Annotated in this window: 15 protein-coding genes; all 15 read left to right on the top strand. The window is 38.1% G+C overall.

The window, feature by feature from the left end; translation table 11 throughout:
- The first annotated feature begins 11 nt into the window (after positions 1–11).
- Positions 12–938: a hypothetical protein gene (locus tag B9Y87_RS17185; RefSeq protein WP_085500213.1), complete on the top strand. Its 927-nt coding sequence runs from the start codon at positions 12–14 to the stop codon at positions 936–938.
- A 4-nt stretch (positions 939–942) separates the two neighbouring features.
- Positions 943–2,994, top strand: coding sequence for an alginate lyase family protein (locus tag B9Y87_RS17180; protein ID WP_085500212.1), 2,052 nt, complete (start codon positions 943–945; stop codon positions 2,992–2,994).
- Positions 2,995–3,246: 252 nt separating this feature from the next.
- Positions 3,247–3,708, top strand: a complete 462-nt coding sequence (locus B9Y87_RS17175; RefSeq protein WP_245808737.1) for a hypothetical protein — start codon at positions 3,247–3,249, stop codon at positions 3,706–3,708.
- Positions 3,709–4,043: 335 nt separating this feature from the next.
- Positions 4,044–4,643 (top strand): hypothetical protein, encoded by a 600-nt coding sequence (locus tag B9Y87_RS17170; RefSeq protein WP_085500211.1) that lies wholly within the window; start codon positions 4,044–4,046, stop codon positions 4,641–4,643.
- A gap of 564 nt (positions 4,644–5,207) precedes the next feature.
- Complete coding sequence (locus tag B9Y87_RS17165) at positions 5,208–5,744, top strand: GNAT family N-acetyltransferase (protein WP_085500210.1); 537 nt, start codon at positions 5,208–5,210, stop codon at positions 5,742–5,744.
- A gap of 593 nt (positions 5,745–6,337) precedes the next feature.
- Positions 6,338–7,750: an amidohydrolase family protein gene (locus B9Y87_RS17155; RefSeq protein WP_245808736.1), complete on the top strand. Its 1,413-nt coding sequence runs from the start codon at positions 6,338–6,340 to the stop codon at positions 7,748–7,750.
- Positions 7,751–7,829: 79 nt separating this feature from the next.
- On the top strand, positions 7,830–8,837 hold the full coding sequence (gene yiaK / locus B9Y87_RS17150) for a 3-dehydro-L-gulonate 2-dehydrogenase (protein ID WP_085500207.1): 1,008 nt from the start codon (positions 7,830–7,832) through the stop codon (positions 8,835–8,837).
- Positions 8,838–8,861: 24 nt separating this feature from the next.
- Positions 8,862–9,569 carry a class I SAM-dependent methyltransferase gene (locus tag B9Y87_RS17145; RefSeq protein WP_085500206.1) on the top strand — a complete coding sequence of 236 codons (708 nt, stop codon included), beginning with the start codon at positions 8,862–8,864 and terminating at the stop codon, positions 9,567–9,569.
- Positions 9,570–9,691: 122 nt separating this feature from the next.
- Positions 9,692–10,789 (top strand): hypothetical protein, encoded by a 1,098-nt coding sequence (locus B9Y87_RS17140; RefSeq protein ID WP_085500205.1) that lies wholly within the window; start codon positions 9,692–9,694, stop codon positions 10,787–10,789.
- A 104-nt stretch (positions 10,790–10,893) separates the two neighbouring features.
- Complete coding sequence (locus B9Y87_RS17135) at positions 10,894–11,658, top strand: helix-turn-helix domain-containing protein (protein WP_085500204.1); 765 nt, start codon at positions 10,894–10,896, stop codon at positions 11,656–11,658.
- Between the two features lie 141 nt (positions 11,659–11,799).
- Positions 11,800–12,207 carry a DUF1398 domain-containing protein gene (locus B9Y87_RS17130; RefSeq protein WP_085500203.1) on the top strand — a complete coding sequence of 136 codons (408 nt, stop codon included), beginning with the start codon at positions 11,800–11,802 and terminating at the stop codon, positions 12,205–12,207.
- A 335-nt stretch (positions 12,208–12,542) separates the two neighbouring features.
- Positions 12,543–12,992 carry a hypothetical protein gene (locus tag B9Y87_RS17125; protein WP_085500202.1) on the top strand — a complete coding sequence of 150 codons (450 nt, stop codon included), beginning with the start codon at positions 12,543–12,545 and terminating at the stop codon, positions 12,990–12,992.
- A 45-nt stretch (positions 12,993–13,037) separates the two neighbouring features.
- Positions 13,038–13,403 (top strand): DUF2200 domain-containing protein, encoded by a 366-nt coding sequence (locus B9Y87_RS17120; RefSeq protein WP_085500201.1) that lies wholly within the window; start codon positions 13,038–13,040, stop codon positions 13,401–13,403.
- 91 nt (positions 13,404–13,494) lie between these two features.
- Positions 13,495–14,070, top strand: a complete 576-nt coding sequence (locus tag B9Y87_RS17115; protein ID WP_085500200.1) for a hypothetical protein — start codon at positions 13,495–13,497, stop codon at positions 14,068–14,070.
- Between the two features lie 127 nt (positions 14,071–14,197).
- The gene (locus B9Y87_RS17110) at positions 14,198–14,662 is read left to right on the top strand and encodes a DUF4019 domain-containing protein (protein ID WP_085500199.1); all 465 of its coding nucleotides are present in this window, start codon (positions 14,198–14,200) and stop codon (positions 14,660–14,662) included.
- Positions 14,663–14,737 lie beyond the last annotated feature (75 nt).

The following is a 14,737-nucleotide window of genomic DNA, read 5'->3' as shown; positions in this document are numbered from 1 at the left end:
TTGATTTTGTCTTGGACACACTAAGTCGATTCTTAAGGATTTTTTTTATTGCCAACCTTTTGGTATATCCAATACTGGGTTTCGGGCAGCAGCTAGCCAATGTACGCCAAGCTTTTGATGCAATAAGTGTGGAACCGGAAGTGATCCCCATTAACAACAGAATTAAAGTGCCTCACCGCCATGGTCATTTTCAAGGGGTGCAACTCATAACTAAAAACGGAACAGAAAAACTACTGGTTTCAGGGAGTTCCAAATCCAAGGCCTACATATTACAAATTGATCTAACCACCCGTAAAACTGAATCCGTATTTACGCTAATGAAAGATCCTTTCCGGCATGCCGGGGGGATTCAAGTCAGTGAACCTTATATGATTGCCGGCATAGAGGATAATATTTTAAAGACCACTTCCAAGGTTTGTCTTTACAATTACCAAAATAATGATATGGCCATGGCCCAGCCCAGTGTTACCATAGCCAGGGAAGGCGAACCTAAACGGCAAACCGCCGGAGCAACGGGATTACTGGCCATAGACGATGGTTACTTATCTATAGTGGCCAACTGGGATTCCCGCAACTGGGATTTCTACCATATAAAACCTAATAATGGAGAACATAAATTCCTGTATAGTTTTACTGCGCCCGAGGAATGGGGAGGTTACCAGGCCATAAACCTTATCAAAGACGGTACCGCCATCTACGCCCTAGGTTTTTATAAGAAGGATAATCTAGGTACAGCAGATTTGATCCTTGTGAGCAAACTTGAATCTTTTAAGCCCATTATGGAGAAGATCCGTTCCAAAACATTTGTATGTAATAATGGGGTCGATTTTAATTCGGCCGTTGGACTTCAGGTAGATCAGGAAGGAAAGCTACACATTTGGAGTACACAGGCAGATCCTGCCAAGACCATCGCCATAAACAAATTTAGTCAGCCATAAGCCCATGTTCAAGGTTACCAAGCTCTTATCACTATTTATTTTCATCTTCTGCATCCAAAAAAATGTTACCGCGCAGGAAAATTGGAAAGCCATCAGTACCGTTGAGGAAGTATGCACCTTGTACCCTTGGACCATGGCCAAAATGCTGGATCAATTTAATCTTGACTATCCCGGGTTGGAGAAAGTAAAGCAAGCACATGACAGCGGTAATATAGTAATGGCGTGCCATGAACTATTGGACTATTATGAAAATGCCAATACGGCATTGGACCTACGTAAAACGCTACCTAAAAAAACCAACATTAGTATAGCGGAAACCGATACCATTTTAAACAATGTTTTTGTAGTGCAGAATGTCAGGGGAAAAGTACCTTACCTAAGTAATGGCCATCGGGACTGGTACTATAAAGGTCCCAATAACGACAAGGAATGGGCTTGGCTTTCCAATAGGCACAGTCAGTTAAGCAGTGTGTTCCACACTTATCTGGAAACAGGCAACCCAAAATATGCCCAATATGTAGATCTGTTTTTAAAAGATTTCATCGTAATGGGAATGCCCTATCCCGGAGTAAAAAGTAGCACTTCGGTATGGCGGGGCTTGGAAGTATCTTTCAGGGCCAAAGTATGGACTAAAATATTTTATGGCTTATTGGAAAGCGAATATATTTCCCCAGCCACCCAATTGTTACTGCTCAGTAGCCTGCCCGATCATGCCCATTACAATAGATATTTTCACAGTAGCAATAATTGGCTCACCATGGAAATTTCTGCTTTAGCAACTGTTGCCGCTTATTTTCCAGAATATAAAAATTCTGAAGAATGGTTGGACTATGCTATTGCAACCATGACCCAAAGCATGAAAGATCAGGTATATTCCGATGGGGCACAAACCGAATTGAGTTCTCATTACCACAATGTATCCTTGTATAATTTTGAACTTTTCAAGGAAATCTGCGAAAGCGCCAATAGGAAGTTGCCTAATTTCTACAACCGTACCATTGAGGCCATGTACGGTTACATTGCCCATATGGTGAGGCCAAGTGGTTATAGAATAATGAACAATGACGGAGATAGGGGCAGTGATCACAGCCTTATAATGCAGGGCGCTCAAAAATTTGGTCATGAAGATTGGGAATACATCGTTTCCAATGGAGAAACAGGTCGCCGACCTGGGGACGGCCCCTCCTATTTTTATCCTTGGGCTGGGCATTTTGTTTCCCGTAGTGGCTTCGACCGGGATGCCCATTGGTCTTTCTTTGATATAGGGCCATGGGGCAGTGGCCATCAACACAATGACAAATTGCACATTTCCCTTTCAGCCTATGGAAAGGATTTTCTGGTAGACTCGGGTAGATTTGCATATACTGGGGAAGTAGCCGAAAAATTCCGTCCCTATGCCAAAAGCAGTGCCGCACACAATATTTTACTAATAGATGGCAAGGGTCAGGTAAATGGACCACCGCTGGCGGAAAAGCCATTGGGAGAAGAACAGTATAAAATAACAACAAGTTTTGACTATGCCAGCAGTTCTTTTGATGGGTTTATGGATTTGGAAGGCAATGCAAAACACAGCCGTGCAGTTTTCTATGTTCGTGGAGAATTTTGGGTGGTGGTAGACCGCGTTGCAACAGACAGGCCACGTACCGTTGAAGCCCTTTGGCACTGGCATCCTGATAACAAGGTAGAAAAAGAAAGGTCCATTGTGAAGACAATTAATGAAAGGGGAAACCTCGCAATTATTCCTGTAGGTAGGCAAAAAACCAACCCAAAGTTCATCAAAGGGCAGGAAACACCAGAAATCCAAGGATGGTATAGTCCGGAATACAATATTTTTGAACCCAATATAACAAGTTCATATACTACCGATATAACTTCCGATGCCACTTTTGTTTGGCTACTCATGCCTTCGGAAAAAGCTATCCCGAAAATAAAGGCAAAGATAGAATCGGAGAATTCCGAGGAGATTATCATTAGTGTATCGACCAAGAATAAGAAATGGCTGCTCAACATTCCTTTTTACAAAAGTGCCCATGCAGCAATGGAGAAATCACATTAATATAGTTTTAACAAAATTCAAGCTTGATAAAACACCTACGGCAAGCCGAAATATTTAGGCCAAATTCAGGGCAAAACACGGTTGGCTTTTAAAGATTTGATGTTTCCGAATAAATATAGGCATAGTATACAGAATTATTGAATATCTTTATTTTACGGAAACAATTTGGAAGCATTTGACACTGTTTCAATAATGCATTCGGATGTTTTTGCTTTAAACAGTTTGATAAGCTTATGTCCTCTAAAAAACAAAATGATGAAAACAACAAAACTTAATTCTATAGCCTTAGGTATAATCACTTTACTGTTTCTAATTTCCTGTAGTAAAGATGACGACAATTCTGGTAATAACACCAAGACTACCGTAGAAAGTAATGTACAAAATGGAACTTGGAGAATAACGAAATTTATTGACTCTGGAAAAGATGAATTAAATCATTTCACAGGATACAACTTTACCTTTCAAAGTTCAGGGGTTTTAAATGCCAATAATGGAACAAATAACTATGACGGTACATGGAGTATAACGGATAGTAATAGCAATGATGATAGTAAGGATGATTTAGACTTTAACATCAATTTCAACTTAACAAATGACTTTGAGGACCTAAATGACGATTGGGATTTCATCTCGCAATCGGCTACAAAAATAGAACTCATAGATATTAGTGGTGGAAATGGAGGTACAGATTATCTTACATTTGAGAAGAATTAAAGTCATAATGCGCTACCTATTATGGCCAATTCTTGTATATCCTCTTCGCTTTGCTTTTTGTCAGAAACTATTTGGATCCTGTAAAAGCTAAACGAGAGGCCAAAATGAGATTGATGGAATTTTTGGAAAAGATTTAAATGTTGGCGTTAAAGCCTTTGAAGCAATGCAGGCTTGGGCTTCTTTTCCAAAAAAATAGGTCCAAATTTCCGAGATCTTAAAATCGGAAAGGTTTTGCTATCTGATTTGCGGAAAGCAAATAACAGTTTTTGTTCTACTTCCTTTAATTACCCAACCGTTGTGCTCTATGTTGGGAAAACGTCATAAAGATTTATAAAGTGGAGATATTTGATGGAACTTGGTTAAGGATAAAAAAAGGGTCCGATTATTGTTTGCCTGAATTTATTGAATTTGAAAACGATCAAATTATTCACTTTAAGTTAGAGAAAACAAGCGTTGACGGATTAACAGAAAAAGTACATGAAAGGAATGAAAAATTTTCTGAAACCAAATGTGTGTTTATAAATAAAAATCGGATAAGAATATTCAGAATGGGAAAAACCCATACGGTTACTAGCCAAACAGAATCTCTTACAGAAGATTTAGAAATCGCAACGGATTACGAAAGAATAAGACCTACAAAAACAGATTTGACCGCAAAGCAAATTCAAGCCCTCGAATTCGATGCTGAATGGAATAATGAAAAATTCCCCTTCGTGTTTAATAAAATTTTGGATAATCCAACAATAATTAAATTAAACAAAAGACTAGATATAGAGGGGCGGAAATTAGTGTTGGAAAAACTTCAGGGAACATATTTTGCTTCGATGTATGAAAATAGAGAAAGAAGTATACTTATCGGAATTAAGGAAATTGACGAGGAAAAAGCTATTCTTTTTGGTTTTCCTGAAACACCCTATCAAATAACAGCAAAATGACTAAAAAAATCGTAGACGCAACAATGCATAAGGTCTATCGGAATTACCAACGTCAGTGCCAAACCGAAAGTTAAGGTTTAGAAAACCATAACTCAAGCTTGTACGAGTTTGTTGTAGGACCTTTTTTGAAGAATATTACGAATAGACGTAACAAACATTTTGAATAAATGAAATCAAATTTACACCCTCCTAAAATGATAAAATTACTTATTCTATTTACGGTTATTATCAGTACAGGTTGTAAGCAAAAACATTCAGATCAATAGTTGGAACACAGTTTAAAGACTACGGGAGTTTAACCCAATTAGTTAATTTTGAAAAGGTATCAGATACATTGACTTAAAAAAATAGTAACAAGGAAAACATAATTGCATTCATTGAAAAAACTGATGATGACAATATGTTTATCAATAAAATAAAGGAGGCATGGGTTGCCAACCCCGATTCTGAACGAATTGAAAAATTAAAAAATATTGATAAAGTGGATTGTTTCAATGATTCATACAACGGAAACGAAACTAAAATCAATTATGATCCTTTAAATAAATAAAAAACAAACATAAAATGAACAGTACATTTCCAGCTCTAGAATCTGAAAGGGTAATTTTAAGACAATTTGCTGACTCTGATTTGGAAAATGTTTTTAGAGGGCTGTCACACCCCGATATTATTAAATACTATGGAATTAGTTTTAATAGTATGGAAGCAACTAAAGAACAAATGACCTGGTTTGCCGACCTGGAAAAAAATAAAACTGGAATTTGGTGGGCCATTTGCTCAAAAGAGGATGGCAGATTTCTTGGTGCAGGAGGATTAAACAATATCAGTAAAGTAAATAAAAAAGCTGAAATCGGTTTTTGGTTGATGCCAGAAAATTGGGGGAAAGGACTTATGAGCGAAGTGATGCCCCTAATCCTTAATTACGCATTCACTAATATAGGATTACACAGAATTGAAGGTTTTGTGGAGACTGAAAATGTGAATTGTAAAAAAGCTCTTGCCAAACTAAAATTCAATTGGGAAGGTACTATGAAAGACTGTGAAATTAAGAACGGAGAGTTTATCAGTTTGGATATTTACTCAAAATTAGTTGATAAATAGAACGTCTGATTGGAAGTGGTAAATCAAGGTAAAATTTACAAACAATAATATCCCTTCCAAAGTACCATGAAATGTATAATAGGACGTTGGACAATATAGGGTATTGGATAAAGGGAAGCGCCAATAAAACCTTATCCAATTGGCTTAATTGGTACCATATAGGTTTTACTTATGGCGGAACTATTAATGTGCTTGTTGTATGCCTACTTTATCGAGAAAATATTTTGGTGTTCGAGTTTAACAATAACCTTACTCTAATTATAACCTTAACAGTATTCTCATCAATTTTAGGTCAAATTATTTTCCCCATCAATTTCATCTACGGATTACTAATAAGAAAGCTAGAACCAATGGCTAGTGTAGATCTTAATTTGGCCCTCCCCTATTGCTAAGAAAAAACTTCTTCCTTTTTGTGCTGCACTATTCCGATCCTGTATAATCCTCCTACACCCGAAATCCTGACAGGCCTCAATTTCTTAATTCAATTGGGCAGGTTCGATATGTATTTACTAAATTAGTTACCAAAACATCGATTTAAATTTTACACCATCATTTTAGCGCCTATTGGATAAATGAAACTATTAAAACGTCTTTTGAAAATTTTCTTTGGGATTGTTGGTATGGTAATTATAGCTGCCATCATTGCCTTGTGGCTAGACATAATGGGGACGCGTTATTTGAAAATAAAGAATCTACCGGATTCCAATAACTCGACCTATCTTATAACCAATGCAAACATACTCCCAATGCATCAAGATACTGTCTTGACCAATAAAATGGTGTATATCCAAGATGGTATCATTAAAAGTATCACCGAAAGCCTACCCCAAAAAGAAGTAGAGATTGTTGACGCCCAAGGTAAATTTCTACTCCCCGGACTCATAGATATGCATGTGCACGTATGGGATAAATACGAACTTGGACTGTACCTTGCCAATGGTGTCACTGCGGTTAGAAATGTATGGGGTATGCCAATGCATTTGAGGATCAAGGATGATGTAAACAATGATAAAATACTTTCCCCCCACTTTTACACAACGGGGCCAAAGCTCACTGGGCCGGAATTTATAGGTGACGATAATTTAAATTTAACAAGTCATAGTGAGGCCAAAAATAAAGTGATTTCATATAAGGACAGAGGCTATGATTTTATTAAAACCTATTATGGATTGGACAGGGCACTATTTGATGCCGTTATAGAACAGGCTGCCATTTCCAAATTGGATATCGTTGCCCATCCTTCACAAAAAGTGCCCTTTTCATATCACTTACATCCACAGATCAAATCTATTGAACACGCCGAAGAAATTGTGCAACAACCTTTGCAATTCAATTTAGACACTATTAAGTTACAACCTATAATCGATTCCATTTCCAATTCAAAACATAGCCGTTATTGCCCAACATTAACGGTGTTCAACAATATTTATCAGATGATGATGAATGATTCCATTTTAGAAGCGGAACCCTTATCCTATATAAATCCTCTTATCAAAAAAGTAGACAGTAAAAATCAGTTTAACCGCTGGCACAATGCCAAGATGGAAGATTCCAGTGTGGTAGATAGAATAAAGAATCAGCACGATTTTCATTTGGAAAGCGTTGCCGAACTCCACAAGGCCGGGGTTCCAATTATATGTGGAACCGATGCAGGAATAGGGGTTACACTGCCTGGATTTTCAATTCATAAAGAACTTGCATTTTACAAGGAGGCCGGACTTTCCAATTACGAAGTATTGAAAACGGCCACGGTAAATGCTGCTCAAACGCATTCCATAATGAACCAATTGGGAACTATTGAAGAGGGTAAGGTTGCCAATTTGCTACTGGTAGATCTTAACCCATTAATGGAATTATCCACATTGGAAAACCCTTCATCCATTTTTATTAAGGGAAGACAGATAAACAGAAAGACCCTCCTTTCCTTTAAAGAAAAGGCCAAGAATCGGAAAAATTTAATAGCCTCATCACTGAGGTACTTAGAAAATCTTATCATTGAAAAATAAATTATCACCATGATTAACATAAAATCACAGCAGCATAAAGGAATGTTGTTTACGATCTAACACTAACAAATAAAGAACCATGCAAATCACTTCCCAACACATGCAGGATGTACTCTACAAACTGTTCCTAAAATATAGATTCCTAGAGGAAAAGGCCCACTTACTTGCCAAAACCTATACCGAGAGCACCTTGGCCGGGGTAAATTCACACGGAATAAACCGTGTACCCCTATTTTTGGAATATGTGGAAAACGGTTCTGTTAAGGTGGATGCCGAAGCAGAAAAAGTGGAATCTTTTGGTAGTATAGAACGGTGGGACGGCAATTATGGTCCGGGAATCATCAATGCTACCAAGTGTACCCAACGTGCCGTGGAATTGGCCAAAACACATGGCATGGGCCTAGTGGCTTTGCGCAATACCAATCATTGGATGCGAGGCGGCACCTATGGTAAGTTGGCAGCGGATGCTGGCTGTATTTCCATCCTCTTTACCAATACACAGCCCAATATGCCGCCTTGGGGCGGTAAAGACAGCAGAATTGGCAACAATCCGTTCATTGTATCCATTCCTAGGAAGGGAGGACATGTGGTTTTGGATATGGCCATATCCCAGTTCGCTTTTGGAAAAATTAACGACTATAAACTTAGGGGCAAAAAACTACCCTTTCCAGGGGGGTGGGATGCCAATGACGAACTTTCCAACGATCCCGAAAAGATTACCTTAAAGGAACGTGGTCTGCCCATTGGCTATTGGAAAGGTTCCGCCCTATCCATAATTTTGGATATGTTGGCCACTCTATTGTCCGCTGGGAATTCGACCTATAAAGTGGGGCAAAAAGATTTTGAAACGGGAATATCGCAAGTGTTCCTCTGCATTTACCAAGAAGTTTTTAAAGACAAGGAGTTGCAAGAAAAATTATTGAATGAAATTATCAATTATACCCATGACGTGGAACCCATGCAGGACGGGGACAAAATTTATTATCCCGGGGAAAGAAGTGCCCTTACCCGCGAAGAAAATTTAAAGAACGGGATGCCGGTAAGCGATAGCGTTTGGGAAAAAATAATGGCACTGTACGAATCATAAGAAATTAAATAGACTTTGCAACAAATGAAAAAATCTACCATAGCGGAGATCAGGGAACGGTTCGATAAGGATGTGGAGCGCTTTTCCAATTTGGACACAGGACAACTTAGCACCATCGATGCCAAAATTTCCTTGGAGCTCATTACCGAAGCGGCCAAAAGAATCGTACCCAATGCCCAGCAATTGTTGGACGTTGGCTGTGGTGCGGGAAACTATTCCCTAAAAATGCTCTCCAAGCTTCCCAACTTGGAATGTACTTTGGTGGACCTAAGTGGACCCATGTTGGACAAGGCCTTGGAAAGGGTTTCTAACCAAACCACTAAAAAGGTGCATGTGGTAAAAGGAGATGTAAGAGAGGTTCCCCTAAAGGAAAACCATTTTGATATAATTCTGGCAGGAGCCGTATTGCATCATCTAAGGGACGATCACGACTGGGAAACCACCTTTAAAAAAATATATGGCCTACTAAAACCGGGAGGATGTTTTATGATTTCTGACCTAATTACACAGGACAGCGAAATACTCAATGATTACACTTGGGAAAGATATGGCGACTATTTAGAAGAATTGGGCGGAAAGGACTACAGGAAAAAAGTGTTGGACTATGTGGACAAAGAGGATTCTCCAAGATCGATGAACTATCAGCTGGACCTTATGAAAAAGCTAGGCTTCAGCAAAGTAGAAATATTGCATAAGAATATGTGTTTTGGGGCCTTTGGGGGCATAAAATAGGAATTTCACCCATTTATTGAACAAAATGCAGCAATTATAGGTAGATCCACATGGTTATTGTGCACTTTGAAGCTACAATATTGTACAGGAAGTTGTAAATTAATTCTCAAAAACTTAAAGGTATGGCTACTAACCTAAAACTCCAATATATTTACCTATACCTTATTTCCGCGCTCGGACTTGTATCCTGTGGATCAACTACAACTAAAACCGTAGAGATTAAAGGTATCTATGGGAATCCCAAACCCCTTTGGGAAAAAGGGTATAAACTTAATGAGCTTGGGGTAAATGCCATATTTGTCCACAGCGGGTCCATTAACCAGGACATGATTATCCGTGCAAGGGCGGAAGGCGCCAAGGTTTATGCCGAATTCGCCACCCTAAACGGTAAAGGTTATGTGGATACACATCCAGAGGCCTGGGCCATAAATGACAAAGGCGCAAGAGTTGAGGCTGCCACTTGGTTTATGGGTGTCTGCCCTACCGAACCTGGATTTAGAAAATATCGTTTTGATCAGTTGCGCGACTTACTCATAGAGTATGATCTGGATGGGGTTTGGATGGACTATGTTCACTGGCACGCGCAATTTGAAGACCCCGAACCCATATTACCGGAAACTTGCTTTTGCAGACATTGTCTCATTAGCTTTTCAAAAGATTACAATATACGTTTGCCAGATGCCACTACCTCGGAAAAGGCCGAATATATCCTTACCAACCATGAACCAGCTTGGCGTAAATGGCGCTGCGAGGTTATTTACGACTGGACTACCAACATGAAAAGCATTATATCCGAAATTAAACCCAACGCCCTTCTTGGTCTTTATCATTGTCCTTGGGACGATGACGAATTTAACGGTGCTAGGGAACGTATTCTGGGTTTAAATTACGATCTTCTAAAGAAAACCGTGGATGTTTTTTCACCAATGGTCTACCATCAAAGAATGGGGAGAGAACCCAATTGGGTGGAAGATAACATTGTATGGTTTGGAAAAAAGATAGGTGCTGAACTTGATGCTTACCCCAAAATATGGCCCATTGTCCAGGCCTACAATGAACCTGGCATAGTTAGCAAGGAAGCCTTTGAAACGGTATTACGAGGTGGTTTAGCTGGGAAGTCGACCGGAGTTATGATGTTTACCACCCATGCCATGGCAGAGGATGAAGGTAAAACGGAAGTGATGAAGAAGGTGTATTCCGAGCAAAGGGAAAGACGTTAGAATAGAGTTGCCGAAAAAGGTATTATTTTATTTATAAAAACGGAATATAGGTACTTTTAACGATACTCAATTATTGGTAACAGGCAAACTAACCATAGAGAGAAATGCGGTTCTATAAATATTTTCCGAATGAAAGTTTAAGGCCCTACATCAAATATCTCGTTGTATCTGAGAATGAAATGGAAAACGAATATAAAGTTTTTCCACCATCAGGTTTGGTAATGGGATTTCAATACAAAGGACAACTTTCCATCGTAAAGGGAAATATAGAGAACAAACTCGATTCATCGGGAATAACAGGGATTTCCGATAGCTTTAGAATCTTCAAAAACTCGGCAGGTATCGGAACAATTCTAGTATATTTTACCGAAATTGGATTCACCCAATTCACTTCCCTTCCTGCTCACGAATTATATAATCTAAGTCTTTCACTGGACGACATATTCGATAAAAACAGTGTTAATGAAGCGGAGGAAAAATTAACTTTAGCCACAACCGAAGAAGAAAGAATCAATGTCGTGGAACATTTTTTGTTATCACACCTTAAGGATATTGAAACTGACAAATTGATTGCAGAGGCTATTAAGCTCATTTATCAGAGCAACGGAACAGTCAGAATTAAAGAACTCAACCAGAAGTTATTTATCAGTCAAAGTCCGTTTGAAAAGCGTTTTAGAAAAATTGTAGGGTCGAGCCCTAAAAAATTCGCTTCAATTGTACGTTTTAACAAGATACTTGACAGTCTCAACACAAGGAATTCATTGACAGAAATCTGCTACGACAGCAATTTCTTTGATCAAGCCCATTTCATTAAAAATTTCAAACAGTTTACTGGAGAAACCCCGGAAAATTTTAAACGCTTCCTATAACAAAACGATTTTTTACAATCGCACTTGTTTTGGATCTTGAACCTTTGCATAGTAAACATAATTGTAAAACAGCGAGATAGTTGATCATCATTTAACTGCATTCAACATTATGGTTTCGTGAATCCATTAAATCTATTAACTATGAAAAATCAACAAAGAACATTTACGGCAGATCAAATAAGAAAAGCACACAGCAAAGTAAAATCTGGTGCAGACTTTCCAACTTATATTCAAGATCTAAAAAAATTAGGGGTTACCCATTATGAAACTTTTGTATCGGATGGACATACGGATTATTATGATGTAAATGACCATATCATAAGGTTAGCTGCAAAGTACCCTACCCTAAATATTGCACAAACACCCAATAAGGAAGGATTTCAAACCCAATTAAAAGCGCATCAAGAAGGTAAAACGGATTATCCTACATTTTGCAATGATGCGTCAAAATCAGGAATTAAAAAATGGGTTGTATTAATAGAAGAAATGACCTGTACCTACTTTGACAAAGCCAACAATAGCATTTTAGTAGAGCAAATACCTCATTGAATACAGGCTTAGCCGTTTCCGATACGAAGTGACGATAGAATAGCTGCGCCCGCGGGCGCGTCGGTTCGCCTGTCTTACGGCAAGGCAGGCTCGTGCCATAACAGTCATTTGTTCAGAATTGAAAGCGATTAATATTATTTATTTTGCGATTATTATAACTTCATTATCTTTAGAATAACTGTAGTTGCCTATGTATAGTTATAATATCTCTCTGATATATATTTTACAGGGGGTTACCCTGCTTTTCCGCACAAGGACGACACAAGCATGATGTCTGTTATTAAAGGCATTTTTCAATAGGAGCTTAGTAAAGAAATTAAAAAGAGTAAAGAATAATGAAAGTTAATGCAGTGGTATGCCAAGGTCATGGGGTTGCTTCCGGGAAGGCGAAAGACCCACGCTATCCCCATGGCACCTTAAAGGCCCAATACAAACATTTTTTACAAAAAGGCTTGGACCTAAGTCCATACTTTCTTGGGACCATCAATTTAGACATTGCTCCAAATATTTATAAAATAATAAATCCAAAATATTTTCTAGAACATGTAAATTGGTCCAATTACATTCCCCCGGAAAATTTTTACTTTTTTGATGTTTTGCTTCAATTTAAGGAAATTTCCTATGAGGGTTTAATTTATATGCCAGATCCTACCACCAAAGCAGATCATTTTCAGAACCCGACCATATTGGAGCTTTTACTTCCTAAGATTGAAGGCTTAAAATATGGGGACATGGTAATGCTTGAAGTTAGTGATACGCAAATGGAATTTATCGGCACGCCATAACCTGATTTCAAATAAAACAACAGAGCTTATATTAGAGTATTTATCATGAAAACAACACCCGAACACAATGATCGCATTGCAAAAATGACCTTCTCGTCTGTTTATCCGCATTATGTAACCAAAGTGGAGAAGAAAGGTAGAACGAAAGAGGAATTACAACAAGTTATTGAATGGCTTACCGGATTTGATGAAGATAAAGTAAAAGAACTCATAGCTGAGAAGGTAACCTTTGAAACATTCTTCCAAAGGGCAAAATTAAACCCCAATGCCCACCTCATTACCGGGGTAATCTGCGGCTATAGGATAGAGGAAATTGAAAATACCTTAACGCAACAAGTACGGTATTTGGACAAGCTGGTAGATGAACTGGCAAAAGGAAGAAAGATGGAGAAGGTTCTCCGTGCTGGGTAGAATTATCATTATGGCATTAAATGTGGCGCTGTCTGGTGATATCTATGGCATTATCAACGATGGTGTAACTTAATACACAACAACAAATTCGATGAGCAGAATCATAATTATATTATCCCTTATAATAATCGGATTCAATTCCTGTAAATTTTATGAAAAGGAAATTGACAAAGTTGAAATTGCCAAAAAATATTATAGGGCTTTGGACCATTCTGACAAAACAGAAATAAGACTCTTGTTGACCGATAGCCTTGTGACCAAAGAAACTGAATATGACTATGAACAGATATTTTCTCTGCAAGAATACATGGAATGGTTGAAATGGGATTCTGTATTTGATCCAACATACGACATCCTTCAAATAGAGCAAGAGGGTGAAATTGTGAAAGCAAAGATTTCAAAAATCGATCAAAGAATCTCATTTCTTCACGAAGAACCCATTGTGACCAATCAAGTTATCCGATTTGATAATGATAAAATAATCAGTATTGAAACCGTAGAATATGTTATTTTCAACAATTCAACATTTATTGAAAACAGAGATGGTATTGTACGTTGGATTGACAAAAATTATCCTGAATTGAATGGTTTCATACACGACCAAACAGAGACTGGCGGATTGAAATACTTAAAAGCAATTGAACTATATAGGAGCAAAAAAAACTAGCCTAAATACCCTATGCTAAAAAAATACACATCCAAATAATTATTACGCCATTATTATAAATTTTAATCAATCCATAATTTAAATTTTGTGCTGTTGAATTGTTACCCCATAAAAAAATAATATATTCATGAAAAAATCAATGTACAAATACCTTGTCTTTTTAGTTTTTACCGGACTATTATCCTGTAAATCCGATCCGAAAAATGAAAAAGTGGAAAATGTCCAATCAGAGGCCACCGTTTCCAATGAATTAAAACAGGAAGTAATCCAGGATGCCAAGGGATGGCTGGGATTGATTTATGACCAAGATTATTCCCAGAGTTGGGATAATGCGGCTTCCCTTTTTCAAAGAGCGGTTACCAAGGAACAATGGACGCAACAGTTAAGTGGTATTGTGCCTCCTTTGGGAGAAGTAATCAGCAGGGACGTAATATCATCGGAATACCAAACAACACTTCCAGGAGCACCTGATGGGGAGTATATCGTAATTCAATTTAAAACCTCCTTTGAAAATAAAAATGAAAGTATAGAGACCGTTACCCAAATGAAGGATGGTGACCAATGGAAGGTATCCGGGTACTTTATAAAATAAATCACAACTGGATACCTATGTTACTCCAAATATAAGGCCTATACTTTGTGTGTTCCGCTAAGGACCTTCTTTACC

The sequence above is a fragment of the Arenibacter troitsensis genome, from assembly GCF_900177645.1.
Lineage (GTDB): Bacteria > Bacteroidota > Bacteroidia > Flavobacteriales > Flavobacteriaceae > Arenibacter > Arenibacter troitsensis.
Note: the sequence above shows the minus strand (reverse complement) of the source record. Positions and strands in the feature narration are given on the sequence as shown.